Origin of the sequence: Arenimonas sp. (assembly GCF_035721105.1) — a bacterium.
Taxonomy (GTDB): Bacteria; Pseudomonadota; Gammaproteobacteria; order Xanthomonadales; family Xanthomonadaceae; genus Arenimonas.
Genome location: NZ_DASTNG010000036.1, coordinates 13,111 through 38,678, shown reverse-complemented (window position 1 = coordinate 38,678; position 25,568 = coordinate 13,111). Strand labels below are relative to the sequence as shown.

The following is a 25,568-nucleotide window of genomic DNA, read 5'->3' as shown; positions in this document are numbered from 1 at the left end:
GCCGGGGCCGGCGGCAGGCCACGGCCGGCATCGGTGGCCATCATGTTGGGCAACAGCGCGGCGACGAGCACGGCGGCGGCCACGCCCGCCGCCCAGGGCCAGCGCGCGCGCGCCGGACCCGCGCCGGCCAGGGCATCGCCGACCCGGGCGGCGAAACCGTCGGGCATCAGGCGCACCGGCTGCCCGCGCAGGCAGGCCGTCGCCAGCTGCCAGCGTTCGAACTGGGCGCGCAGGGCCGGGTCGTGGTCCAGCCTTCGCTGCAGGAAGCGGGCCTCGTCGGCCGGCAGTTCGCCGTCCAGCCAGGCGCTGAGCCGTTCCTTCAGGCGGGGATCGATGTCGGTCATGGGCGCACTCGCTCGGTGTCCATCAGGGGGCGCAACACCTGGTCGATGGCCTCGCGGGCCCGGAAGATGCGCGAGCGCACCGTCCCGATCGGGCATTGCATCAGCTGCGCGATCTCGTCGTAGCTCAGGCCGTCCACCTCGCGCAGGGTGATGGCCTGGCGCAGGTCGTCGGGCAGGCCAGCCACCGTGTCGGTGACGGCCTGTTCGATCTCCTGGCGCAGCAGCTGGTGTTCCGGGGTGTCGTGGTCGTGCAGGCGACCGCCGCCCGAAAGGTGCTCGGCGTCCTCGGCCGCGATGTCGGCGGTCGGGGGGCGGCGCTTGCTGGAAACGAGGAAATTCTTGGCGGTATTCACGGCGATCCGGTAGAGCCACGTATAGAACTGGGCATCCCCGCGGAAGTTCGGCAGCGCCCGGTAGGCGCGGATGAACGCATCCTGGGTGATGTCCTGGGCCTCGGCATGGTCGGGCACGAAGCGGTACACGACGGCACCGATCCGGTGCTGGTACTTGCGCACCAGCAGGTCGAAGGCCGAGTTGTCGCCGCCTTGCACCCGCTTGACCAGGGCCAGGTCCAGTTCGTTGTCGCCCATCCGGGCCGCTGCTCCTGCGGCCATCCGGGCCGCTCCATGGACATCCGCCGCCGGGGAAAGTTCCCGCCGGCGCGCGCCGGCGGCGTTGACCCCCCCGGGGTCCTGCCGGGATGATACGTCCTCCCTTCCCTACCCCATCGTATGGAGACCGCCATGTTCGACGGACTTCGCCTCGCGCACTGGCGTGCCGACCCCCGCCCCGACGGCATCCTGGTACTGACCCTCGACCGGGCCGACCAGAACGTCAACGCGCTCTCGCGCGCGGTCCTGGACGAACTCGAGTCCATGGTCGAGCGCATCGCCCTGGAACTGCCCAAGGGCGTCGTGATCATCTCGGGCAAGGCGGCCGGCTTCATCCCCGGCGCCGACATCAAGTCCTTCGGCGACATCGCCGCCAAGGGCCAGACCGAGGACTGGATCCGCCACGGCCAGCTGGTGTTCCAGAAACTGGCCGAGCTGCGCTGCCCGACCGTGGCTGCGATCCACGGCCACTGCATGGGCGGCGGCACCGAGATTTCCCTGGCCTGCCGCTACCGCATCGCCAGCAACGACGAGAAGACCCGCATCGGCCTGCCCGAGGTGAAGCTGGGCATCTATCCCGGCTGGGGCGGAAGCGTGCGCGCGCCGCGACTGCTGGGCGCCCCCGCGGCAATGGACCTGATGCTGACCGGCCGGGCCCTTTCCGCGTCGTCCGCGCGCGCCATCGGCCTGGTCGACAAGGTGGTCGCGCCCGCCGTGCTGCTGGACGAAGCGGTGAAGCTGGCCCAGCGCGGCACCACCCGCCCGCTCAAGCAGCGCCTGGCGGCCTGGGCCACCAACACCGGCCTGGGCCGCGCGATCCTGGCGCCGCAGATCGCCAAGCAGGTCGCCCGCAAGGCGCGCAAGGAGCACTACCCCGCCCCGTTCGCGCTGATCGAGACCTGGCGCCGCAGCGGCGGCCTGCCGGTTCACGCCGCGCTCAAGGCCGAGGCGAAATCGGTGGTGAAGCTGGCCGCTTCGCCGACCGCGCACAACCTGGTGCGGGTGTTCTTCCTGATGGACCGCCTCAAGTCGCTCGGTGGCAAGGACCACGGGATACAGAAGGTGCACGTCATCGGCGCCGGCGTGATGGGCGGCGACATCGCCGCCTGGTGCGCGCTGCGCGGCTTCGAGGTGACCCTGCAGGACCGCGAGCTGAAGTACATCCAGCCGGCGCTGGACCGGGCGGCCAAGCTGTTCGAGAAGAAGGTGAAGGACCCGGCCAGGCGCGAGGCCACGTCGGCCCGGCTCAAGGCCGATGTCGAGGGAACGGGTGTCGCCCAGGCCGACCTGGTGATCGAAGCCATCTTCGAGAACCTCGAGGCCAAGCAGGCGCTGTTCGCCAAGGTCGAGGAGACGCTCAAGCCCGGCGCCATCCTGGTCTCGAACACTTCGTCGATCCCGCTCACCGACCTGCGCGCGGGCCGCAAGGACCCGGCACGCTTCGCCGGCCTGCACTACTTCAACCCGGTGGCACTGATGCCGCTGGTGGAAATCGTGCGCCACGACGGCCTCGACGCCGAGACCGAGCGTCGCCTCGCGGCCTTCTGCAAGGCGATCGACAAGCTGCCGGTGCCGGTCGCCGGCACGCCGGGCTTCCTGGTCAACCGCATCCTGGCGCCGTACATGCAGGAAGCGATCATCGCGTTCTCGGAGGGCATCCCGGGCCCGGTGATCGACAAGGTGGCCCTGAAGTTCGGCATGCCGATGGGACCGATCGAGCTGGTCGACACCGTCGGCCTGGATGTTGCCGCCAGCGTCGGCAAGATCATGGCCGACTTCCACGGCCTGCCCCTGCCCGACGCGTTCAGGGTCGAGGACGGCAAGCGCGGCAAGAAGGACGGCCAGGGCCTGTACAAGTGGGAGAACGGCCGCGCCGTGAAGCCCGTGGTGCCCAAGGACTACCAGGCGCCCGAGGACCTGGAGGACCGCCTGCTGCTGCCGCTGCTCAACGAAGCGGTGTCGTGCCTGCACGACGGCGTGGTGTCCGACGCCGACCTGCTCGATGCCGGCGTGATCTTCGGCACCGGCTTCGCGCCCTTCCGCGGCGGCCCGATCCAGCACATCAAGGCCGTGGGCGCCGACAAGCTCAAGGCCCGGCTGGATACGCTGCATACCCGCTACGGCGCACGCTTCAAGCCTCGCGCCGGCTGGGACGCGCTCTAAGCCCCGCGCCCGCTGGGACGGGCCCTGAGCCCTGCGCCGGCTGGGATGCGCTCCACGCCACGCGCGGGCTGGGGCGCGCTCCACGCCCCGCGCGGGCTGGGCCGCGCTCCACGCCCCGCGCGGGCTGGCGCGCGCTCCACGCCCCTGTAGGAGCGCCTTCAGGCGCGAAGCCTTTCGCCGAAAAGCTTCGCGCCTGAAGGCGCTCCTACAGGGGAAAGCTTCGTGCCTGAAGGCGCTCCTACAGGGGAGCGGTTTGCGGCCGGGGGGCTCCTGCGGGGGTCAGCCGCAGCCGATCAGACGGAGCGACTGGCCGGCGCGGATGACGTAGGGCGGACGCAGGCCGTTGGCCTTGGCCAGCTGGGTCGGGCCGGCGCAGTCGTGCCGGCGCGAGATGGCGCTGAGGGTATCGCCCGAACGCACGCGGTAGCTGCGCGTCGGCGACCGCGAGGCGGTGGCCGGCACGGTGGGCTTGCTGGCGGCCATCAGCGCAATCGCACGTTCGGCGCGCGGACCCTGCAGGCAGCTTTGCTGGTAGCGCGGCGGCACCGCCACCGGCACCCGCAGTTCGGTGCCGGCGGCGATCGGCGCGTGCGGTTCGTAGCGCGGATTGAGGTTGCGCAGGGCGCGGAAGTAGCCCTCGCGCGGCCCGCCCAGGCAAATGGCGAGCTGGTAGATCGAGGCCGGCGCCTGCAGCTTCATCATCGTGGCGGCGCCGTCGACGGCCGGGAATTCCAGGCCGTATTCCTCGGGATGCAGGAACAGCCACGCCGCGGCCAGCACGTAGGGCACGTAGTCGCGGGTCTCGGGCGGCAGCTGGCCATAGACCGACGGGTCCCAGAACGACTTGTCCCCGGCCGCGCGCTTGAGCCGCAGTGCCCGCCCTTCGCCGCCGTTGTAGGCGGCCACCGCGAACTCGAGGTCGTTGTTGAGCTCGGCGAAGCGCTCGTTGAAGTACAGCACGCTGGCGCGCGCGGCCAGCTGGGGGTCGTAGCGGGTGTCGAAGCCATCGCGCCAGCCCAGGCCGAAGCGCGCGCCGGTGGCCGGCATGAACTGCAGCGGGCCGGCGGCGCCGGCGCGCGAGACCGCGTGCACGCGCCCGTTGGATTCCTTGGCCAGGATGCCGAACAGCAGCGCCTCGGGCAGGCCGGCCTGCTCGTATTCGGGCCACATCAGGAAACGCATCTGCTGGTAGTTCTCCCAGCTGGTGATCAGGCTGGGGCGCATCCAGGTCAGCCACTCGGCCATGGCGGCCTTCACCGGCTCGTTGAGCTCGATCAGCTGGCGCAGGTCCTGGCCCTTGAGCAGGGTGACGCTGCGGCCGGCCTCGGGCATCGCCGCCGCGACCGCCGATTCACCCGCCAGGGCGGTGTCCGGGGCATCGGCCCGGAAGCCCTCGCCGCCGGCGGCCAGGTCCGCGCCTTCCTGCACCAGCGCGTCGTAGGCGGCCAGGAAGCGCGCGCCGTCGCAGCCGCGGGTGTCCTGGCAGCGGCGGGCGGCCTCGAGCAGGCGGGCCGCCGCCTCGCGGGTCGCCTCGCGCCCGGGCGTGGCTTCGCCGCGCCGGATCAGGGCCAGGCCTTCGCGGTAGCGCTCGCTGGCCTCGGCCAGGGTGTCGTAGAGCTTTTCGGCGTTGGCCGACGCGCGGCGGGCGTCGGCCGGGGCCGCGGCCAACAGCAGGACGAGGGACAAGGGCAGCAGGAGCAAGGCGCGCATTGGAGCATCCGGGACGACAGGCGCGCAGCCTAGCGGCCCGGGTCGCGCGGCGGCAAGCGGGCGCGGCTAGAATCGCACGACCATCCGCAGCGGAGCCTCCCCCTGATGAGCGACATCCTGATCGGCAAGGGCGACCTGCCCGTGCGCCTGATGGGCAAGTACGGCAACCGCCACGGCCTGGTGGCCGGCGCCACCGGCACCGGCAAGTCGGTGACCCTGATGGTGATGGCCGAGGGCTTCTCGCGCCTGGGCGTGCCGGTGGTGATGGCCGACGTGAAGGGCGACATCGCCGGCCTGGCGGTCGCGGGCACGCCCAGCGAAAAACTCGCCGCGCGCGTCGCGCAGATCGGCGTCGAAGGCTACACGCAGGAAGCCAGCCCGGTGGTGTTCTGGGACCTGTACGGCAAGCTGGGGCACCCGCTGCGCACCACCGTGTCGGAGGTCGGGCCGGCGCTGATGTCGCGCATGCTCGAACTCAACGACACCCAGTCGGGCGTCATGGACATCGCCTTCAAGCTCGCCGACGACAACGGCCTGCTGCTGCTCGACCTGGACGACCTGCGCGCCCTGCTCAACTTCGTCACCGAAAACAAGGCGGACATCTCGAAGAAGTACGGCCTGGTCAGCCCGCAGTCGGTGGCCGCCATCCAGCGTTCCCTGCTGCGGCTCGAGCAGGACGGCGGCAAGCAGTTCTTCGGCGAGCCGGCCGTGCAGCTGGCCGACCTGATGCGCCAGGACATGTCCGGCCGCGGCGTCATCAACCTCCTGGCCGCCGACCAGCTGATCCTGCGGCCGCGGCTGTATTCGAGCTTCCTGCTGTGGCTGCTGAGCGAGCTGTTCGAGACCCTGCCCGAAGTCGGCGACCTGGACGTCCCCAAGCTGGTGTTCTTCTTCGACGAGGCCCACCTGCTGTTCGACGACTGCCCGCCGGCGCTGCAGCAGCGCGTCGAGCAGGTGGTGCGCCTGATCCGCTCCAAGGGCGTGGGCGTGTATTTCTGCTCGCAGAATCCCGACGACATCCCGGACACCGTGCTGGGCCAGCTCGGCAACCGCGTGCAGCACGCGCTGCGCGCCTACACCCCGCGCGACCAGAAGGCCGTGCGCACCGCCGCCGAGACCTTCGTGCAGAACCCCAGGCTGGACGTCGCCAAGGTGATCGGCGAACTGGGCGTGGGCGAGGCCCTGGTGTCGATGCTGCTGGAGAAAGGCATCCCGATGCCGGTCGAGCGCGCACTGATCGCGCCGCCGCGCTGCCGCATGGGCGCGATCACCGACGAGGAGCGCGCCACCGTGCGCGGCCGCAGCCCGGTCGGCGGCAAGTACGACACGCCGGTCAACCGCGAGTCGGCCTTCGAGATGCTGGCCAAGCGCGCCGAACAGGCCGCCGCCCCCGAGTCCCCGGCGCCCGGCCCGGGCGCCCCGGCCCCGAAAGCCGAGCCGGAACCGCCCTCGAAGTTCGATGAATTCCTCTGGGGCACCAAGCGCCGCCAGGGCGCGGTGGAGGCCGCCGCCAAGTCCGCCACGCGCACCGTGGCCAACGGCATCGGCCGCCAGATCCTGCGCGGCATCCTCGGCAGCCTGATGGGCGGAAAGAAGCGCTAATCCGCGGCCGCCCACCGCCTCCGGAGCGCACGCACTACCCGACCGCCGGGCCCGTCCGGCGACCTCGGGTATATTTGGGCGCTTCGGGCCCCGCCCAACCGCCACCGGAAAGCCACCGATGACCGAACTCGCCCCCGCCAAGCGCCGCGCCATGGACCGCTTCCTCAACATCGTGGAAAAGGGCGGCAATGCCCTGCCGCACCCGGCGACGCTGTTCGCGCTGCTGGCACTGGCCGTGGTGGTGGCGTCCTGGCTGGCCTCGATGGCCGGGCTGAGCGTGGCGCATCCGTCCACCGGCGAGATCGTCACGCCGGTGAACCTGATGAGCATCGAGGGCCTGCACCGGATGATGACCGGCGCGGTCACCAACTTCACCAGCTTCGCGCCGCTGGGCGTGGTGCTGGTGGCCCTGATCGGCATCGGCGTCGCGGAGCACAGCGGGCTGATCGGCGCGTCCCTGCGCATGCTGGTGCTGGCGGCGCCGCGGGTCCTGCTCACGCCCGTGCTGGTGTTCGCCGGCGTGATGTCGAACATGGCCAGCGAGATCGGCTACGTGCTGCTGGTGCCGCTGGGCGCGCTGATCTTCATCTCGGCCGGACGCCATCCGATCCTGGGCATGGCCGCGGTGTTCGCCGGCGTCTCGGGCGGCTATTCGGCCAATCTGCTGATCGGCACCATCGACCCGCTGCTGTCGGGCCTGTCGCAGGAAGCAGCCCGCATCATCGATCCGAACTACACCGTGAGCCCGCTGGCGAACTGGTACTTCATGATCGCCTCGACCCCGGTGATCACGCTGCTGGGCTGGTTCGTGACCGAACGCATCGTCGCCCCGCGCTTCCCCAACCCGCCGCCGGGCCTCACCCTGGCGCAGGCCGGCGAAGCCGCCCCGGATTCCCAGCGCCTCAATCCGGCCGAGCGCCGGGGCATGGTGTGGGCCGCGATCGCAATCTCGCTGTTCACCCTGCTGCTGGTCTGGTCGGCGCTGCCCGTGGGCACCCTGCCGGGTGCCGGCTTCCTGCGCGATGCGACCACCGGCGACCTGCTCAAGTCGCCCTTCCTCAGCGGCGTCGTGGTCATCATCTTCCTCTACGGCGTCATCGCCGGCGTGGCCTTCGGCGTCGGCGCCGGCACCATCAAGTCGGACGCCGACGTGATCAAGGGCATGTCCGCCAGCATGAGCACGCTGGGCGGCTACCTGGTGCTGGTGTTCTTCGCGGCGCAGTTCGTGGCCTTCTTCAACTGGACCCAGCTGGGCCTGGTGTTCGCGGTGGAAGGCGCCGATTTCCTGAAGGCGCTGGGCCTGCCGACCATCCCGCTGTTCATCTGCTTCATCCTGCTCACGGCCACGGTGAACCTGTTCATGGGCTCGGCGTCGGCGAAATGGGCGCTGATGGCGCCGGTCTTCATCCCGATGTTCATGCTGCTGGGCTATTCGCCCGAGATGACCCAGGTGGCCTACCGCGTCGGCGACAGCGTCACCAACATCATCTCGCCGATGATGAGCTACTTCGCGCTGATCATTGCCTTCTTCCAGCGCTACGAGCCCAAGGCCGGCATCGGCACGCTGGTGGCGACCATGCTGCCCTACTCCATCGTCTTCCTGATCGGCTGGAGCGTGATGTTCGGCGTGTGGATCTGGCTGGAGCTGCCGATCGGCCCGGATTCGCCGCTGGAGTACCTGCCGGCGTCGCCCGTCGCGGGCTGAGCCATGGGCCGCTGGCGGCCGCCGGCCGAAGGGTCGACGGCGATCATCACCCGCGCCGGCTTCGAATGCCTGCGCGCCGAACTGGACGATCTCTGGCGCGTGCGGCGACCGGCCGTGGTCAAGGCGCTGGCCGAAGCCGCGGCCGAAGGCGACCGCAGCGAGAACGCGGAATACACCTACCGCAAGAAGCAGCTGGGCGAGATCGACCGCCGCGTGCGTTACCTCACCAAGCGGCTCGAGGCGCTGAAGGTCGCCGAAGGCCCGCCGTCGGACCCGGGCGCGATCTTCTTCGGCGCGGTGTTCGAGATCGAGAACGTCGACAGCGGCGACACCGCCCGCTACCGCATCGTCGGCCCCGACGAAACCGACGCCAAGGCGGGCTGGATCAGCATCGACTCCCCGCTCGCCCGCGCCGCCCTGCGCAAACGCGTGGACGACGAGTTCGAAGTCCAGCTCCCCGCCGGCCCCGCGCGCTACGCCGTGCTCGTCGTTTCCTACGAACTGGCGTAAAGGCATTTTGGCCACGGATGAACACGGAAGAACACGGATAAGAAATTTTGAACGCGGATAAGAGCGGATGGCGCGGATAAGAGCGGATCAAGCCTGAGTTTGAGTTTGGCAAGCGAAAAGGGCCCCGCAACCGCGTGGCCCTTCGCTTTTCAAGTCACTTCGCTCTATCCGCTTTTATCCGCGTCATCCGCTCTTATCCGCGTTAAAACCGCTTTTTACGAATCCGTGTTCATCCGAGTTCATCCGTGGCAAAGACCGCTTCCCCAGCCACGGCCAGCCCGTTGCAGCGACCTCAGTCCTCGTCGTCGCCGACCAGGCCGAAGAGGTCGTGCTCGTCGCTGCCCATGATGCGGACTTCGCAGAAGTCCCCGGGCTTGAGGCCGGCGGCGGCGCCGTCCTGGATCTGCACCAGGCCGTCGATCTCCGGGGCGTCGGCCTTCGAGCGGCCGATCGCGAGTTCGCCGTCGATCTCGTCGATGATCACCGTCTGCACCGTGCCGACCTTGCGCTCGAGCTTGTCGGCGCTGATCTCGGCCTGCAGGGCCATGAAGCGCGCCAGGCGCTCCTGCTTCACCGCTTCCGGCACCGCGCCCGGCAGGTCGTTGGCGCTGGCGCCTTCCACCGGCGAGTAGGCGAAGGCGCCGACGCGGTCGAGCTCGGCCTGGTCGAGGAAGGCCAGCAGCTGCTCGAAGTCCTCCTCGGTCTCGCCCGGGAAGCCGACGATGAAGGTGCTGCGGATCGTGATCTCGGGGCAGATGGACCGCCAGCGCTGGATGCGCTCGAGCGTCTTGTCGACCGCGCCCGGCCGCTTCATCAGCTTGAGGATGCGCGGGCTGGCGTGCTGGAACGGGATGTCGAGGTAAGGCAGCAGCTTGCCCTCGGCCATCAGCGGGATGATGTCGTCGACGTGCGGGTACGGGTAGACGTAGTGCAGGCGGGTCCACAGGCCGAGTTCGCCCAGGCCCTCGCACAGGCCCTTCATGCGCGTCTGGTACTCCTTGCCACGCCACTCGCGCGCCGCGTACTTCATGTCCACGCCGTAGGCGCTGGTGTCCTGCGACACCACCAGCAGCTCGCGGACGCCGCCGCGGGCCAGCTTCTCGGCCTCGCGCAGCACCTCGTCGACGGGGCGCGACACCAGGTCGCCGCGCATCGACGGGATGATGCAGAAGCTGCAGCGGTGGTTGCAGCCCTCGGAAATCTTCAGGTAGGCGTAGTGCTTGGGCGTGAGCTTGAGGCCGTAGTCCGGCAGCAGGTCCACGAACGGGTCGTGCCGCGGCGGCAGCGCCGCGTGCACGGCCGACATCACGCTGGCGTAGTCCTGCGGGCCGCTGATCGACAGCACGCCCGGGTGGGCGGCGCGGATCTGCTCGGGACGCTTGCCCAGGCAGCCGGTGACGATGACCTTGCCGTTTTCGGCGATGGCCTCGCCGATCGCGTCCAGGCTCTCGGCCACGGCCGAGTCGATGAAGCCGCAGGTGTTGACCACCACCACGTCGGCGGCGTCGTAGCTGGGCACGATGTCATAACCCTCGACCCGAAGCTGGGTCAGAATGCGTTCTGAATCGACGAGGGCTTTCGGGCAGCCGAGGCTGACGAAGCCCACCTTGGGGTGGCTGGCGGACATGGCGGACCGGGTCGGGGCGGGGGCGCGGATTATACCCCTCGCCGGCCGGCCCGCCGGTGTAGGCTGGAGCCCTTGGACCAACGGGGGAAGACGCATGGGCCAGAACATCTCGATCAGCACCCGCCACGGCCGCATCTCGGCCTGGCAGGCCAAGCCGCACGATAAGCCGCGCGGCGCCCTGATCGTCATCCAGGAAATCTTCGGCGTGAACCACCATATCCGGCAGGTCACCGACCGGTTCGCCAACTACGGCTACCTGGCCATCGCCCCGGCCCTGTTCGACCGCATCAGCCCCGGGACCGAGCTGGGCTACGACGCCGAAGGGGTGGCCCGCGGCCGGGCCCTGGCCGAGGAGCTGGGCTTCAATGGCGCGCTCGACGGCGTCCGCGGCGTCTACGACCTGGTCGAGGGCGAGTTCCGGGTCGGCGTCGTGGGCTATTGCTGGGGCGGCAGCGTGGCCTACCTGGCCAACGCCCGGATCGGCCTGCCGGCGGTCAGCTACTACGGCGGCCGCACCGTGCCCCTGCTGAAAGAGCGCCCCAAGGCCCCGCTGATGCTGCATTTCGGCGAGGACGACCCGCTGATCCCGGCCGAGGACGTCGCCAAGCACCGCGAGGCCCTGGAGGACAGCGCCGAGATCCACGTCTGGCCCGGCGCCGGCCACGGTTTCAACTGCGACCAGCGCCCGGACTACAACGAGCCGGTCGCCAAACAGGCCCTGGACCGCACCCTCGCCTTCTTCCAGAAGAACCTGCGCTGAGCGGCCCGATGATCGACCTCGACCCGCGGCTGGCCGCGGACTCCGTGCTGGTAGCCGACGGCCCGCTGTCGCAGTTCCGGCTGATGGACGACGCCCGTTTTCCCTGGCTGGTGCTGGTGCCGCGGGTGCCCGGCGCCACCGAATGGATCGACCTCGCCGGCGACGCCCAGCGCCTGCTGCTGGCGGAGGTGAACCTGGCGGGCCGGCTGCTGCGCGGCCTGGGCCCGGTGCACAAGCTCAACGTGGGCGCGCTGGGCAACGTGGTCCGGCAGCTGCACGTGCACGTGGTGGCGCGCCAGGAAGGCGACGCGGCCTGGCCGGGCCCGGTCTGGGGCGCCGGCCTGCGCCAGCCCTACGTGGCCGATCGGCGCGAGGCGCTGCTATCTTCCCTGCGGTCGGCGCTGGCCGCCGCCGCCCTGCCCCCGGAGTCCGCATGAAATCGAACGTCCTGCCCGCCATCATCCTGATCCTGCTGGGCGCGCTGCTGCTGGCGAACAACCTGATCCCGGAATTCCGGATCTGGGCCACCCTGTTCAAATGGTGGCCGGTGCTGCTGATCGCGCTGGGCCTGAGCCTGCTGGCGAAACGAAGCTAGCGCCGCGGCTCAGGTCCGCGGCAGGGTCACGCCGGTCTGGCCCTGGTACTTGCCGCCGCGGTCCTTGTACGAGGTCTCGCAGACTTCGTCGGACTGGAAGAACAGCATCTGCGCCACGCCCTCGCCGGCGTAGATCTTGGCCGGCAGCGGCGTGGTGTTGCTGAACTCGAGCGTCACGTGGCCTTCCCACTCCGGCTCCAGCGGCGTCACGTTGACGATGATGCCGCAGCGGGCGTAGGTGCTCTTGCCCAGGCAGACCACCAGGGTATCGCGCGGGATGCGGAAGAATTCGACCGTGCGCGCCAGCGCGAATGAATTGGGCGGGATGATGCACACGTCCGACACCACGTCGACGAAGCTGGTCGGGTCGAAGTTCTTCGGGTCGACGATGGTCGAGTTGATGTTGGTGAAGATCTTGAACTCGCGCGCGCAGCGCACGTCGTAGCCATAGCTCGAAGTGCCGTAGCTGACGATGCGATGGCCGTCGCCGCCGTGCTTGACCTGGCCGGGCTCGAAGGGCTCGATCATGCCCTGCTGCTCGGCCATGCGGCGGATCCACTTGTCGGACTTGATGCTCATGCGGGGGCGCGGCTCCTGGGGTGAAGGCGGGATTCTAGCGGGCCGGGCAGGCCGTGGCGCGCCCGGCGCCGGGCTCAGGAATCCTGGATGACGATGTTGGGGAAGGCGATGGCCTTGTTGCGGGCCTGCAGCGACAGCCTGGCCGCGGTGCGGCGGGCGATGTCGCGGTAGGCCAGCGACAGCGGCGAATCCGGGTCGGCGGCGACGGTGGGGGTGCCCGAGTCCGCCTGTTCGCGGATCTGGATGTCCAGCGGCAGCGCGCCCAGCAGCGGCACGTCGTACTGCGCCGCCATCCGCTCGCCGCCGCCGGCGCCGAACACGTGCTCGGCGTGGCCGCAGTTCGAGCACACGTGCACGGCCATGTTCTCGACGATGCCGAGCACCGGCACCTCGACCTTGGCGAACATCTGCAGCGCCTTGCGGGCATCGAGCGTGGCGATGTCCTGCGGCGTGGTGACGATGACGGCGCCGGACACCGGCACCCGCTGCGCCAGCGTGAGCTGGATGTCGCCGGTGCCGGGCGGCAGGTCGATGACCAGGTAGTCCAGGTCGTCCCACAGCGTGTTGTTGAGCAGCTGCTGCAGGGCCTGGGTGACCATCGGGCCGCGCCAGATCATGGGCGTGTCCTCGCCCACCAGCAGGCCGATCGACATCGCCTGCAGGCCGTGGTTGCGCTTGGGTTCGATCGACTGGCCGTCGGGGCTGTCGGGGCGGCCTTCCAGGCCCAGCATCTTGGGGATCGACGGGCCGTAGATGTCGGCATCGAGGACGCCGACGCGGGCGCCCTCGGCCTGCAGGGCGAGCGCGAGGTTCACGGCGGTGGTGGATTTGCCGACGCCGCCCTTGCCCGAGGCCACCGCGATGATGTTTCGCACCCGCGGCAGCGGCGTCATGTCCTTCTGCACGCGGTGCGCCTGCACGCGCGAAGCCACCGAGACGGTGGCGCGGGCGACGCCGGGGATCGCCAGCAGCGCCTGCTCGACCTGCCGCGCCAGGGCGGCGTGCCAGCCGGCCGCCGGGTAGCCCAGCTGGATTTCCACCGCCACCCGGTCGCCGTCTACCCCCACGCCGCGGAGCGCGGTTTGCGCAGTTAGCCCCTCCCCGGTGTGGGGGTCGACCACTTGCTGCAGTGCCGCACGGACCACCGCCTCGCTGACCATGTTTCCAAGCTCCTGAATTTAATAGCGTTTTTTTTGGCGGTTCACCGCCGGTCGGCCGCTGTCAAGGGCCGATGGGGCCCCCTCTTGAAACGGCCAACCCATCTGTTACGTTCGCGTTAAGGGGACGTTACCGAGACGTTAAGACGGACCCCGAAACGCGATAAAAACAATCAACCATTGTAGGGGGTTCCATGAGTACTGCTCCAGTTGCCGGCTATCGTCGCTCCGTCCTCGCGCGATCGCTGGCCCTTGCCCTGACCTTGCCGCTCGCCGCGACCGCCTTTGCGCAGGACGCGACCGACGCCGAGGATGACGAAACCGCCGCCGAAGATGCCGCGACCCTCGCGACCATCGAAGTCGTCGGCTCGCGCATCAAGCGCTCCCAGATCGAAGGCCCCTCGCCGGTGACCGTGATCTCGGCCGAGCAGATCAAGCGCGAAGGCTTCACCACCGTCCACGACGCGCTCGAGACGCTGAGCCAGAACTCCGGTTTCGGCCAGAACGACTTCAACGCGGCCGGCGGCTTCACCCCGAACGCCGGCGTCATCAACCTCCGCGGCCTCGGCCCGGGCCGCACCCTGCTGCTGATCAACGGTCGCCGCGCGAACGACTATCCGTTCCCGTACAACGGCCGCAGCAACTTCCAGAACTTCAACAACATCCCGGCCGGTGCCGTCGAGCGCATCGAGATCCTGGCGGGCGGCGCCTCGGCCATCTACGGCTCCGACGCCATCGCCGGCGTGATCAACGTGGTGCTGCGCACCAACTACGACGGCGACGCCGTCAGCGTCCGCGGCCAGACCTCGACCCGCGGCGGCGCCGACCAGATGAACGTCCAGTGGACCGGCGGCAAGTCCGGCGACAAGTGGTCGCTCACCTATGCCCTGGAAGCCTTCGACCGCAGCCCGCTGTTCGGCTGGCAGCGCGACTTCATGGACTCGGCCGCCGACAACCCGGCGCCCCCGGGCGTCAACGGCGCCGCCGGCCTCGGTGGCTACCAGCCGCCGATCGGCATCCAGATCCGCGCCCAGGGCGGCGCCCTGGCCGGCTCCTACCTGTTCGCGCCGGGCTATGACTGCTCGGCTTCGTCGCTGTTCCGTCCGCACACCTACACCAGCACCGCCAGCGGCGTGACCATCGGCCCGGGCTGCGGCTACGACCGCTACCCCGCCGAGCAGACCGTCGTCAACGGCGCCCAGGACTTCTCGGGCTACGCCTACGGCACCTACGACTTCAACGACACCACCTCGGCGTGGGCCAGCCTGATGGTCTACAACTCCGACGCCGAGCTCGGCGGCGGCGTCGAGCAGTGGTTCGGCGGCCCGCAGCCCAACGGCACCTTCTACGACCCGCAGTTCGGCCGTCGCATCCTGCCGATCCGCGTGCTCACCCCGGAAACCTACGGCGGCTCCTCGGGCACCTTCCAGAAGTTCGAGGAAGAGTCCTATGACGTGGCCTTCGGCCTGCGCGGCAGCTTCGGCGACCGCTTCGACTGGGATGCCACCATCAGCACCGCCAAGTACGACGCCTACCGCACGCGTCCGCGCATGACCGTCGAAGGCGCCACGGCCTTCTTCATGGGCCCGCGACTGGGCACCGTGGGCGTGGGTCCGTACACCGGCATCGCGGCCGGCATCGCCCCGGCCGGCACGCCGGTGTATGCGCTGAACCTCGACCGCTTCTACGGCCCGATCTCGGCGGCGGACTACGCCAGCATGTCGACCCAGGTGAAGTACGAGGCCGAGTCGGAAAACAAGTTCGCCCAGTTCGCCGTCACCGGCGACCTGTTCGAGCTGCCGGCCGGCCCGGTGGGCTTCGCGGCCATCGTCGAGACCAACAGCCAGTCCTACGACCTCAACACCGACGCCCGGCTGTTCCCGTCGGTGCGCGCGATCTACAACCTCACCGGCACCGGCGGTGGCGGCGAGCGTGACCGCTACGCGGCCGGCGTCGAGTTCTCCGTGCCGGTGTTCAGCACCCTGACCGCCAGCATGGCGGCCCGTTACGACAAGTACGACGACATCACCGACGTCGACGATGCCATCACCTACAACGGTGGCCTGGAGTGGCGCCCGTTCGAAAGCCTGCTGGTCCGGGGTTCCTACTCGACCAGCTTCAAGGCCCCGGACATGCACTACATCTTCGCCGAGGCCAGCGGTTCCTTCGGCACCGTCACCGACTTCACCCGCTGCGACCGCGACGGCATCACCGCGCAGGCCTGCAGCGGCGCCGGTGCGGCGTACAACTACCAGGTCTTCACCACCTCGCAGGGCCAGCCCGGCCTGATCGAGGAGACCGGCGAGTCGTACACCGTCGGCTTCGTCTGGGACATCGTCGATTCGCTGACGCTGACCGCCGACTACTGGCAGATCAAGCTCGAGGACGAAGTCACCGTCCAGTCCGGTTCGTCCATCATCCAGGACGAGTTCGGCTGCACGACCGGCTTCTACCCCAACGGCGCGCCCTTCCCGTTCGCGTCCAGCTCGGCCTACTGCGCCCAGATCGCCACCCGCATCGACCGCGACCCGACCAATGACGACCGCCTGCTCGAAGTGCGCAGCGGCCCGATCAACCTGGCGGCCCGCAAGGTCAACGGCATCGACGCGGCGCTGGACTACCGCCTCGACACCGATCGCTGGGGCAACTTCCAGGCCAACATCGCCTGGTCGCACACGCTCAAGCACGAGACGGTGGCCCGCGAGGGCGACAACCCGATCGACTATCGTGACGCCAACTCGACCGCGGACTTCCGCAGCCGCGTGCGCGTGACCATGGGCTGGAGCAAGGGCGACTGGGACGCGACGGTGTTCGTGAACCGCTACGGCAGCTTCCCGCGCTGGGTCCTGAGCAATTCGCTGGTCACCAGCGGCGTGCTCGACGACCGCGCCGGGCCGCACACCACGGTCAACCTGTCGGTCGGCAAGCAGTTCACGCCGAACTTCTCGGCCCGCCTGAACATCAACAACGTGTTCGACGACATCGCCCCGAGCGACCCGACCTTCAACGCCTACCCGTACTTCTGGCAGGCGTACAGCCCGATCGGCCGCGAAGTGGGCCTGACCATGAACTACCGCTTCTAAACCCAGAGGCAAGCCTGTTCCACTTGGGGCCCGGCGCAAGCCGGGCCCTTTTTTCTTGTCGCCGGGGGGGGCCGGGTCGCCGGCCCCCCCCCGGGACATCGGGACCGGCGGAACCGCCCGCCGCCCCGCTGCAAGGGTCCTGAACCCCGGCCCGCGGGGCCCCGGAGGGCGCCGGGAAACGCCGCCAGGGGCTGCCCCGAGGCGGCTTAAACCCGCGCCACCACGGGCTTTTCGGACCCTGCTTCACATAACCGGCTGATTGCACGGCAATTCCTCACGACACACGCCCTGAGTTGTGTTACGTTCCGGTTAAGGCCGTCCCTGTGCCGGCCGTACCGCCCTAATCCGCAACCAAAAAGATCCAGGGCTTCTATTAGTTCAATCTGGGGGTTACATGACCAAGGTTCCATTCGCCGGCCGCCCGGCACCCGCCCATAGCCTGCTCCGCAAGAACGTGCTTTCCCGCGCGCTCACGCTGGCGCTGGTCCTGCCCTTCGCCAGCACCGCGCTGGCCCAGGACGCCGAGGAAGCTGCCCAGCAGCCCGAGGCTGCCGAGCTCGACGCCGTCGTCGTGACCGGTTCGCGCATCAAGCGCGCCGAGATCGAAGGTCCGGCCCCGGTCGTCGTGATCACGGCCGAGGACATCGAGAAGGAAGGTTTCTCGACCGTCTATGAAGCCCTGAACACCCTGACCCAGTTCACCGGCAGCGTGCAGAACGAGCTGACCCAGAACGGCTTCACCCCGAACGCCAGCTTCATCAACCTGCGCGGCCTGGGCCCCGGCTACCAGCTGATCCTGATCAACGGCCGCCGCGCCGCTGACTATCCGCTGCCGTACAACAGCCAGTCCAACGCCGTGAACCTGGCCAACATCCCGGCCGCCGCCATCGCCCGCGTCGAAGTCCTCACGGGCGGCGCCTCGGCCATTTACGGCTCCGACGCCGTGGCCGGCGTGGTCAACATCATCCTGAAGTCCAACTTCGAGGGCGACCAGCTCACCGTCCGCGGCGGCACCACCACCCGTGGCGGCGGCGACGTCGGCCAGTTCCAGTGGGTCGGCGGCAAGACCGGCGACCGCTGGTCCCTGACCTACGCCTTCGAGGCCCTGGAGCGCGAAGAGATCTTCGCCAGCCAGCGTGACTTCATGGATTCGTACTTCGACGAGCCGGGCGTGGCCCCGGAAGACGTCAACCCGGTCGAAGGCATCCTGGTGTTCGACGCCTTCAACTCCGCGCGCCTGGCGCCGGACGGCGTCGAGGCCACCTGCGATCGCTTCGCGGAGTTCGACACCTTCTTCTTCGAAACCTCGGCCGTCTACACCGGCCCGCGCTGCGGCTACTTCGGTTACCCGGCGACCCAGGCCATCCGCAACGCCGACAGCAACCAGTCGATCTACCTCAACGGTACCTTCGACTTCAGCGACAACGTGCAGGGCTTCGCGCAGTTCTACCACAGCCGTGCGCTCGCCACCCTGGCCAGCAACACGCAGTTCTGGGCGAACCCGGGCAGCTTCATCTACATCCCGAACGTCGACTCCGCGGCCCTCGGCCCGGGCGGCGGCGCCTTCGTGCAGCTGCAGCGCATCTTCACCCCCGACGAAGTCGGCGGCCTGGGCGCGCAGACCACCGAGATCGACGAGAAGACCTATGACTTCGCGGCCGGTATCCGTGGCACCTTCGCCAACAACCGCTTCGACTGGGATGCGACGATCTCGCACTCCGAGTACCACCTGAACACCGATCGCCCGCGCCTGCTCGAGAACGCGATCAACGACTACTTCCTGGGTGCCCAGCAGGGTCTTGATCCGTACTTCAACTACTACCCGCAGTACGAGCTGAACCTCGATCGCTTCTACAACCCGATCGATCCGGCCACCTTCCAGTCGCTCAACACCCGCGTCCGTGACGACGCCGAGTCGAGCGTCACCCAGTTCAACGTGACCATCTCCGGCGACATCTTCGAGCTGCCGGCCGGTCCCGTGGGCATGGCGGCGGTGCTGGAAGCGGCCGACCAGGACTACCGGATCGATCCCGATCCGCGCACCAGCCCGAACTACACCGGTCCGGACCCGATCTACAACCTGACCAGCACCGGTGGTGGCGGCGACCGTTCGCGTTACGCGGCCGGCGTCGAGTTCAGCATCCCGGTCCTCGAGTCCCTGCGCGCCAACGTGGCCGGTCGTTACGACTACTACGACGACGCCAGCGCGATCTCGGGCGCCGAGACCTGGCAGGTCGGCCTGGAATGGCGTCCGATCGAGAGCCTGCTGGTCCGCGGCAGCTACAGCACCAGCTTCCGCGCCCCGGACATGCACTACATCTACGCGGCTGAGTCCGGCTTCTTCTCGGGCATCTTCGACGAATACCGTTGCCGCCGCGACGGCTTCGACCCGACCGCCACCCCGTCGCAGTGCACCGGCCCGGACTACTCGTACCAGGTCTTCGGCACCCGCAGCGGCAGCCCGGTCCTCGACGCCGAGGAAGGCAACTCGATGACCCTCGGCTTCGTGTGGGACATCCGCGAGAACATGTCGTTCTCGCTGGACTACTACACCATCGAGCTCGAGCAGGCCGTCAGCGACATCAACGTCGGCGAGCTGTTCCGCAACGAAGCGGACTGCCTGCTGGGCCAGGATCGTGACGGCAACCCGGTCGACATCAACTCGCCGACCTGCCAGTTCTACGTCGACCTGATCGACCGCGCCGGCACCGGCCCGATCGCCGGCGACGAGGCGGTCAACACCTTCCGCACCTTCGCCATCAACCAGGCCTACAACAAGACCTCCGGCCTGGATGCGACCTGGCGTTACCAGCTCGACACCGATCGCTACGGCAACTTCACCTTCGCGCTCGCCTGGACCCATGTCCTGGACCTCGAGTTCCAGGAGTTCCCGGGCGAGCCGATCGAGGACCGTCGCGACAACCCGCAGTTCTTCAACTTCCGCAGCCGCATGAACGGCTCCGTGGGCTGGGAGAAGGGCGACTGGAACGTGAACGTCTACGGCACCCGTTGGGGCTCGCTCCCGAACTGGGCCGAGACTGGCCGAATCGCTCCGCATCTGCTGTGGAACGTGAACGTCAACAAGGAGATCACGAACAACATGTCCGTCGGCCTGTACGTGAACAACGTGTTCGACAAGATCGCCCCGAACGATCCGACCTTCAACACCTACCCGTACTTCTGGCGCGCGTTCAGCCCGGTCGGCCGCGAGGTGTTCCTGCAGCTCGACTACCGCTTCAACTAAGCTCCACTGTTCCGCTTGAAGGGGCCCGGCTAACGCCGGGCCCTTTTTTTTGCGCTTGACGCCCCGGGACGATGCCGCCAAGGTTCCCGCATGCAAAATCCCGCCCAGACCTACGCCCAGGCCGTCGAATCGCTCAATCGCGGCGACTGGCCGCGCGCCCTCGCGCTCGCCGAATCGCTGCTGCCCCAGGCCGATGATCTCGCCGGCGTGCACGTCGTCGCCGGCCTGGCCGCGCTTAACCTGGGCCGCCTGCCCCAGGGCCTGCCCCGGCTCGCGCGCGCTGCCGCGCTGGAACCCGGACGGCAGGACTACCAGGCCCACCTGGCCCGCGCCCTGTTGGCCGCACGCGATGCCGAGGCCGCCCTCGCCGCCTGTGACCGCGGGGCCGCGATCACGCCCGGCGACGCCGCCTCGCTCGACAGCCTCGGCACCGTCTATACCGCCCTGTCGCGCCAGGCCCAGGCCCTGGCCGTCCTCGAGCGCGCGGTCGCACTGGTGCCCGACCACGCCGGCTATCGGTTCAACCTCGCCGCCACCCACGTCAGCCTGGGCCACCTCGACGCCGCCGCCGTCCACTACGACCACTGCCTGCGCCTGAAGCCCGATTTCTGGAAGGCACACCTGGCCCTGGCCCAGCTGCGCCGCGTGACGCCCGACGCCAACCACGTCGCACGCATGCAGGCCCTGCTGGCCAACACCGGCGCGTCCGGCGAAGGCGCCATGAGCCTGAACCTGGCCCTGGCCAAGGAGCGCGAGGACCTGGGCGAAAGCGCCGCCGCCTTCGGCCACTACGTCGCCGGCAAGGCCGCCGGCAAGGCGCTGCTGCCGCCGGCCGTGGCCAGCGACGAGGCCATCTTCGAAACCCTGATGCGTGCCTTCCCCGCGCCGGAGCCGCTCCATGCCGGCGCCGGCAACGACAGCCACGCCCCGATCTTCGTGTTCGGCATGCCGCGCTCCGGCACGACCCTGGTCGAGCGGATCCTGTCGAGCCATCCGGACGTCCACTCCGCCGGCGAGCTGCCCAATTTCGGCCTGGTGCTGCGCCACCTCAGCGGCGCCCCGGGCCCGCACGTGCTGGATCCGCAGGCGCTGGCGAGGCCGGAGGCGATCGACTGGGCGCGACTCGGCGCCGAGTACCTGGCCAGCACCCGCCCCGGCACGGCCGGCAAGCCGCGCTTCGTCGACAAGTTCCCGCACAACTTCCTGTTCGCGCCGCACATCGCCCGCGCGCTGCCGAACGCGCGCATGGTCTGCCTGCGCCGCCATCCGCTCGACACTTGCCTGGGCAACCTGCGCCAGCTGTTCTCGCTGCGCTCGCCCTTCCATCGCTACAGCTTCGACCTGATGGACATCGGCCGCTACTACCTGCTGTTCGACCGGATGATGGCGCACTGGCGGCAGGTGCTGCCGGGCAAGATCCTCGAGATCGACTACGAGGACCTGGTCGAGCACCAGGAGGCCAGCACGCGCCGCCTGCTGGATTTCTGCGGCCTGGACTGGAACGAGGCCTGCCTGGCCTTCGAACGCAACACGGCGCCGGTGGCGACCGCCAGCGCGGTGCAGGTGCGCAGCCCGATCTTCCGCAGCGGCCTGGGCCGCTGGCGCCAGTACGCCGCCGAGCTGGCGCCGCTGCGCGAGCTGCTGGCCCCGGTGCTGCCCGCCGGGGACTGACCGGGCCCGCGCGCCTACCGCGGGCGGCGCATACCTAGGATAATCCCGGGTCCGCCCCGCCTTCGTTGCCTGCCCATGCCCGCGCCTGCCCTCGTCACCACCGCCCTGCCCTACGCCAACGGGCACCTGCACCTTGGCCACCTGGTGGGCTACGTGCAGGCCGACATCTGGGTCCGGACCCGGCGACTGGCCGGCGGCACCACGCACTTCGTCTGCGCCGACGACGCCCACGGCACGCCGATCATGCTGGCCGCCGAGAAGGCCGGCACCAGCCCCGAGGACTTCATCCGCGGCATGCAGGCCAGCCACGAGGCCGACTTCGCCGCGTTCGGCGTCCACTTCGACCACTACCACTCGACCCACTCGGACGAGAACCGCGCGCTCGCCAGCCTGGTCTACACCCGCCTGCGCGACGGCAGCCACGGCCCGAAGGCGATCGCGCGGCGCTCGATCCAGCAGCTGTTCGACCCCGAGCGGCAGATGTTCCTGCCCGACCGCTACATCAAGGGCGAGTGCCCGAACTGCGGCGCCGCCGACCAGTACGGCGACAACTGCGAGGTCTGCGGCAAGGCCTATTCGCCGACCGACCTGAAGAACCCGCGCTCGGTGGTGTCGGGCGCCGTGCCCGAGCTGCGCGATTCCGAGCACTACTTCTTCGAACTGGGCAAGTTCGAGGCCTTCCTGCGCGAGTGGATGGCCGGCGACGTCGCGCATCCGTCGGTGAAGGCCAAGCTGGGCGAATGGCTCGAAGGCGGCCTGCGCGACTGGGACATCAGCCGCGACGCGCCCTACTTCGGCTTCCCCATCCCCGATGCGCCGGGCAAGTTCTTCTACGTCTGGCTGGATGCGCCGATCGGCTACCTGGCCAGCTTCAAGGCCTTCTGCGACCGCGGCGGCGCCGACTTCGACGCCTTCACCGACGCCGCCCGCAACGCCGGCGGCGAGACCGAGATGCACCATTTCCTCGGCAAGGACATCATCAACTTCCACGGCCTGTTCTGGCCGGCGATGCTGCACGGCGCCGGGCTGCGCACGCCGACGGCCCTGCACGTCAACGGCTACCTGACCGTCAACGGCGCCAAGATGAGCAAGTCGCGCGGCACCTTCGTGCAGGCGCGCACCTACCTCGACAGCGGCCTCAATCCCGAGCACCTGCGCTACTACTTCGCGGTCAAGACCGGCGCCGGCGTGGTCGACCTCGATCTCAACCTCGACGACTTCGTGGCGCGGGTCAACGCCGACCTGGTCGGCAAGTTCGTCAACATCGCCAGCCGCTGCGCCGGCTTCATCACCAAGCGCTTCGGCGGCCGGCTCGCCGACGCCCTGCCCGACCCGGCGATGTACGCGCGCTTCGTCGAGGGCGTGCGCGAAGTGGCCGCCAGCTACGCCCGCGACGAAGCCGGCCTGGCCATGCGCCAGGTGATGGCGCTGGCCGACGAGGCCAACCGCTACATCGACGAACGCAAGCCGTGGGTGATCGCCAAGCAGGACAGCGCCGACGCCGAACTGCAGGCGGTCTGCACCCAGGGCCTGAACCTGTTCCGCCTGCTGGCCGCCGCGCTCAAGCCGGTGCTGCCGGTCACCGTCGCCCGCGCCGAGGCCTTCCTGCAGGCGCCGGTGGCGCACTGGGACGCCATCGCCACGCCGCTGACCGCGCACGCCATCGCGCCCTACGAATCCCTGATGACCCGTATCGACCCGAAGCAGATCGAAGCCATGACCGAAGCCAGCAAGGAAGACCTCAAGCCTGCCGACGTGCCCGCCAAGGCCGAGTCGGCAGGCGGGCCTTCAGGCCCGAAGCTTCCCGCGAAAGGCTTCGCGGCTGAAGCCGCTCCTGCAGAGAACAAGGCGGTGGCGACGATTGGCATCGAGGACTTCGCCAGGCTCGACCTGCGCATCGGCAAGGTGCTCGAGTGCGGCTTCGTGGACGGCTCGGACAAGCTGCTGCGCTTCCTGCTCGACGCCGGCGAGCTGGGCCAGCGCCAGATCTTCTCGGGCATCCGCGGCAGCTACGCCGAACCGGAGAAGCTGGTGGGCCGCTCGGTGGTGTTCATCGCCAACCTCGCGCCGCGCAAGATGCGCTTCGGCCTGAGCGAGGGCATGATCCTGTCCGCCGGCTTCGACGGCGGTGCGCTGGCCCTGCTCGACGCCGACGCCGGCGCCGCGCCCGGCATGCCGGTCCGGTAAGGCCGCCGTGGAAGACATCGCCCTGCTGCTGGTCGGCGCGGTCTTCGTCAACAACTTCGTGCTGGTGAAGTTCCTGGGCCTGTGCCCGTTCATGGGCGTGTCGCGCCGGCTCGACGCTGCCTACGGCATGGCCCTGGCCACCGGCTTCGTGCTCACGCTGTCGGCGGCGCTGGCCTGGGTGGTGCACCACTGGCTGCTGGTGCCGCTGGGCCTGGAATACCTGCGCACGCTGGGCTTCATCCTGGTGATCGCCGCCGTGGTCCAGTTCACCGAGATCGTGATGAACCGCCAGAGCCCGCGGCTCTACCGCGTGCTCGGCCTCTACCTGCCGCTGATCACCACCAACTGCGCCGTGCTCGGCGTCGCGCTGCTGAACGTGCAGGCACGCCACGGCCTGCTCGAATCGGTGCTCTACGGCTTCGGCGCGGCGGTGGGCTTTGGCCTGGTGCTGGTGCTGTTCTCGGCGATGCGCGAGCGGCTCGAGGCCGCCGACGTACCGGCCGCCTGGCGCGGCGCGCCGATCGCGCTGGCCACGGCCGGGCTGATGTCGCTGGCCTTCATGGGCTTCTCCGGCCTGGTGCCGGCCTGAGATGGCCGCGGGCTGGCTGGGGGTGGTCGCACTGGCGTCCGGGCTGGGCGGACTGCTGGGCTGGGCCGCGGTGCGCTTCCGGGTGCAGGCCGACCCGATGGTCGAACGCATCGACCGGCTGCTGCCGCAGACCCAGTGCGGCCAGTGCGGTTTCCCCGGCTGCAAGCCCTACGCGCGCGCGATCGCCGCGGGCGAAGCCGACATCAACCAGTGCCCGCCGGGCGGCGAAGCCGGCGTACGGGCGCTGGCGGAGCTGCTGGGCCGCGAGCCCAAGCCGATCAATCCCGACAACGGCGTACCGACGCCGCCGAAGGTGGCCGTGGTGGTCGAGGAGGACTGCATCGGCTGCACCAAGTGCATCCAGACCTGCCCGGTGGACGCCATCGTCGGCGCCCCCAAGCGGATGCACGTGGTCATCGCCGACCTGTGCACGGGCTGCGAGCTGTGCCTGCCGCCCTGCCCGGTCGACTGCATCGAACTGGTGCCGCCGGCGCCGCGGCCAGGCGAGGTGCGCTGGCCGCGGCCCGCCTGAGGCGGGACCGCCTCAGAGACGCTCGACGGTGTAGCCGGCGTCGCGAAGCATCCGCACCACGCCATCCTCGCCCAGCAGGTGCATGGCCCCCACGACGACCAAGGCGTCGTCGCGGCCGCCGGCATCGAGCAGGGTGCGGATCTCCGGCAGCCAGGCGCGGTTGCGGGCCACGTTCATGCGCTCGTAGAGGGCCGGGTAGTCGCGCTTCATCTCGGCACCGCTCATCGCGTACAGGGCCGTCGCATCGCCGGCGCGCCAGAGCGCGTGCATGCGCGAGATTTCCTGTTCGATCGAATCGATGTCGTCCAGCGAGTCCTGCAGCGATTGCAGCTGCTCCTCCGGGCTGAGGCCGTCGAACATGGCGAACTGCTGCTCGGCCGTCTCCAGCGCACCCACCGCCTTGCCCGCGGCCACGGCGCGCGCGGCGACGTGCCGGTCCAGGCCCAGCGCCGGGTCCATGTCCAGGCCCTGCATCTCGGTGATGCCGATCAACAGGCCCATGAACCAGGTGTCGAAGCCCTGGTACCTCTCGATCGGCAGGTTGCGCCGGGCGGCGTAGTCGGACAGCCGGGTCCAGGTCTCCGCGGGCAGCGCCGCCTGCAGCGTCCGGCCGTCGGCGCGCTGGGCGACGCGCATCATCTTCTGGCCCAGCGACGGGTCGTTCATCTCCTCCGGCGACAGTTCGAACACCACGTTCTCGGCGTCGTCGAGCGCGGCGTAGACCGCCGGCGACAGCGGGTAGTCATCCGGGCGGAGCAGGTGGAACGAACCCAGCAGGTACACCGCGTTGTCGGCGTCGCTCACCTTCCACAGCAGGGGCTTGGGCGGCTCGGCGGACGCGTGGCCGGCGGCGGCGGACAGCAGCAGCGCGGCGAGGAAGCGGATCAGCATGTAAACGA

The 25,568-nt window shown here is 69.5% G+C and carries 20 protein-coding genes; 13 read left to right on the top strand and 7 right to left on the bottom strand.

Features of this window, described 5'->3' with window-relative positions; all coding sequences use genetic code 11:
• Positions 1-344, bottom strand: a 344-nt coding sequence (locus VFQ84_RS04770) for a sigma-E factor negative regulatory protein (RefSeq protein ID WP_325129748.1), incomplete at its 3' end; no start/stop codon positions are given.
• Complete coding sequence (rpoE, locus tag VFQ84_RS04765) at positions 341-934, bottom strand: RNA polymerase sigma factor RpoE (protein WP_325129746.1); 594 nt, start codon at positions 932-934, stop codon at positions 341-343. The genes VFQ84_RS04770 and rpoE, both read right to left, overlap by 4 nt.
• A gap of 153 nt (positions 935-1,087) precedes the next feature.
• Between rpoE and VFQ84_RS04760 the strand changes: the two genes are divergently transcribed.
• Positions 1,088-3,118 carry a 3-hydroxyacyl-CoA dehydrogenase NAD-binding domain-containing protein gene (locus VFQ84_RS04760; RefSeq protein ID WP_325129745.1) on the top strand — a complete coding sequence of 677 codons (2,031 nt, stop codon included), beginning with the start codon at positions 1,088-1,090 and terminating at the stop codon, positions 3,116-3,118.
• Positions 3,119-3,397: 279 nt separating this feature from the next.
• Here VFQ84_RS04760 and VFQ84_RS04755 read toward each other — a convergent pair whose 3' ends face one another.
• Positions 3,398-4,828, bottom strand: a complete 1,431-nt coding sequence (locus tag VFQ84_RS04755) for a transglycosylase SLT domain-containing protein (RefSeq protein WP_325129742.1) — start codon at positions 4,826-4,828, stop codon at positions 3,398-3,400.
• Between the two features lie 105 nt (positions 4,829-4,933).
• Between VFQ84_RS04755 and VFQ84_RS04750 the strand changes: the two genes are divergently transcribed.
• The 3 genes from VFQ84_RS04750 to greB all read left to right on the top strand — a co-directional run bounded on the left by VFQ84_RS04750 (position 4,934) and on the right by greB (position 8,645).
• On the top strand, positions 4,934-6,430 hold the full coding sequence (locus tag VFQ84_RS04750; protein ID WP_325129740.1) for a helicase HerA-like domain-containing protein: 1,497 nt from the start codon (positions 4,934-4,936) through the stop codon (positions 6,428-6,430).
• A 118-nt stretch (positions 6,431-6,548) separates the two neighbouring features.
• Positions 6,549-8,135: an AbgT family transporter gene (locus tag VFQ84_RS04745; protein ID WP_325129738.1), complete on the top strand. Its 1,587-nt coding sequence runs from the start codon at positions 6,549-6,551 to the stop codon at positions 8,133-8,135.
• Between the two features lie 3 nt (positions 8,136-8,138).
• On the top strand, positions 8,139-8,645 hold the full coding sequence (gene greB / locus VFQ84_RS04740; RefSeq protein WP_325129737.1) for a transcription elongation factor GreB: 507 nt from the start codon (positions 8,139-8,141) through the stop codon (positions 8,643-8,645).
• Between the two features lie 292 nt (positions 8,646-8,937).
• Here greB and rimO read toward each other — a convergent pair whose 3' ends face one another.
• The gene (gene rimO / locus VFQ84_RS04735) at positions 8,938-10,272 is read right to left on the bottom strand and encodes a 30S ribosomal protein S12 methylthiotransferase RimO (RefSeq protein WP_325129735.1); all 1,335 of its coding nucleotides are present in this window, start codon (positions 10,270-10,272) and stop codon (positions 8,938-8,940) included.
• A 94-nt stretch (positions 10,273-10,366) separates the two neighbouring features.
• Here rimO and VFQ84_RS04730 point away from each other — a divergent pair, with 94 nt between their 5' ends.
• The 3 genes from VFQ84_RS04730 to VFQ84_RS04720 are packed head-to-tail and all read left to right on the top strand — an operon-like array spanning position 10,367 to position 11,627.
• Complete coding sequence (locus VFQ84_RS04730; RefSeq protein ID WP_325129733.1) at positions 10,367-11,032, top strand: dienelactone hydrolase family protein; 666 nt, start codon at positions 10,367-10,369, stop codon at positions 11,030-11,032.
• Between the two features lie 8 nt (positions 11,033-11,040).
• Positions 11,041-11,469, top strand: a complete 429-nt coding sequence (locus VFQ84_RS04725; RefSeq protein ID WP_325129731.1) for an HIT family protein — start codon at positions 11,041-11,043, stop codon at positions 11,467-11,469.
• Complete coding sequence (locus VFQ84_RS04720) at positions 11,466-11,627, top strand: LiaI-LiaF-like domain-containing protein (RefSeq protein ID WP_325129730.1); 162 nt, start codon at positions 11,466-11,468, stop codon at positions 11,625-11,627. The genes VFQ84_RS04725 and VFQ84_RS04720 overlap by 4 nt, the downstream gene beginning before the upstream one ends.
• Positions 11,628-11,636: 9 nt before the next feature.
• On the opposite strand, the gene dcd is transcribed toward VFQ84_RS04720, so the two are convergent.
• Both dcd and apbC read right to left on the bottom strand, forming a co-directional pair.
• Entirely contained in the window at positions 11,637-12,206 is a 570-nt protein-coding gene (gene dcd, locus VFQ84_RS04715; RefSeq protein ID WP_325129728.1) for a dCTP deaminase, read from the bottom strand.
• Between the two features lie 74 nt (positions 12,207-12,280).
• Entirely contained in the window at positions 12,281-13,366 is a 1,086-nt protein-coding gene (gene apbC / locus VFQ84_RS04710; RefSeq protein ID WP_325129726.1) for an iron-sulfur cluster carrier protein ApbC, read from the bottom strand.
• Positions 13,367-13,557: 191 nt separating this feature from the next.
• Here apbC and VFQ84_RS04705 point away from each other — a divergent pair, with 191 nt between their 5' ends.
• The 6 genes from VFQ84_RS04705 to rsxB all read left to right on the top strand — a co-directional run bounded on the left by VFQ84_RS04705 (position 13,558) and on the right by rsxB (position 24,669).
• Positions 13,558-16,446, top strand: coding sequence for a TonB-dependent receptor plug domain-containing protein (locus tag VFQ84_RS04705; RefSeq protein ID WP_325129724.1), 2,889 nt, complete (start codon positions 13,558-13,560; stop codon positions 16,444-16,446).
• Positions 16,447-16,840: 394 nt separating this feature from the next.
• Entirely contained in the window at positions 16,841-19,690 is a 2,850-nt protein-coding gene (locus VFQ84_RS04700; protein ID WP_325129722.1) for a TonB-dependent receptor plug domain-containing protein, read from the top strand.
• A gap of 90 nt (positions 19,691-19,780) precedes the next feature.
• A complete protein-coding gene (locus VFQ84_RS04695; RefSeq protein WP_325129720.1) occupies positions 19,781-21,361 on the top strand; it encodes a tetratricopeptide repeat-containing sulfotransferase family protein in 1,581 nt (526 codons plus the stop codon).
• A 75-nt stretch (positions 21,362-21,436) separates the two neighbouring features.
• Positions 21,437-23,548, top strand: a complete 2,112-nt coding sequence (gene metG / locus VFQ84_RS04690; protein WP_325129716.1) for a methionine--tRNA ligase — start codon at positions 21,437-21,439, stop codon at positions 23,546-23,548.
• 7 nt (positions 23,549-23,555) lie between these two features.
• Entirely contained in the window at positions 23,556-24,137 is a 582-nt protein-coding gene (gene rsxA, locus VFQ84_RS04685; RefSeq protein WP_325129715.1) for an electron transport complex subunit RsxA, read from the top strand.
• A gap of 1 nt (position 24,138) precedes the next feature.
• Positions 24,139-24,669 carry an electron transport complex subunit RsxB gene (rsxB, locus tag VFQ84_RS04680; RefSeq protein ID WP_325129713.1) on the top strand — a complete coding sequence of 177 codons (531 nt, stop codon included), beginning with the start codon at positions 24,139-24,141 and terminating at the stop codon, positions 24,667-24,669.
• 12 nt (positions 24,670-24,681) lie between these two features.
• Here the strand turns inward: rsxB and VFQ84_RS04675 are convergent, their stop codons facing one another.
• Positions 24,682-25,560: a TraB/GumN family protein gene (locus VFQ84_RS04675; protein WP_325129711.1), complete on the bottom strand. Its 879-nt coding sequence runs from the start codon at positions 25,558-25,560 to the stop codon at positions 24,682-24,684.
• Positions 25,561-25,568 lie beyond the last annotated feature (8 nt).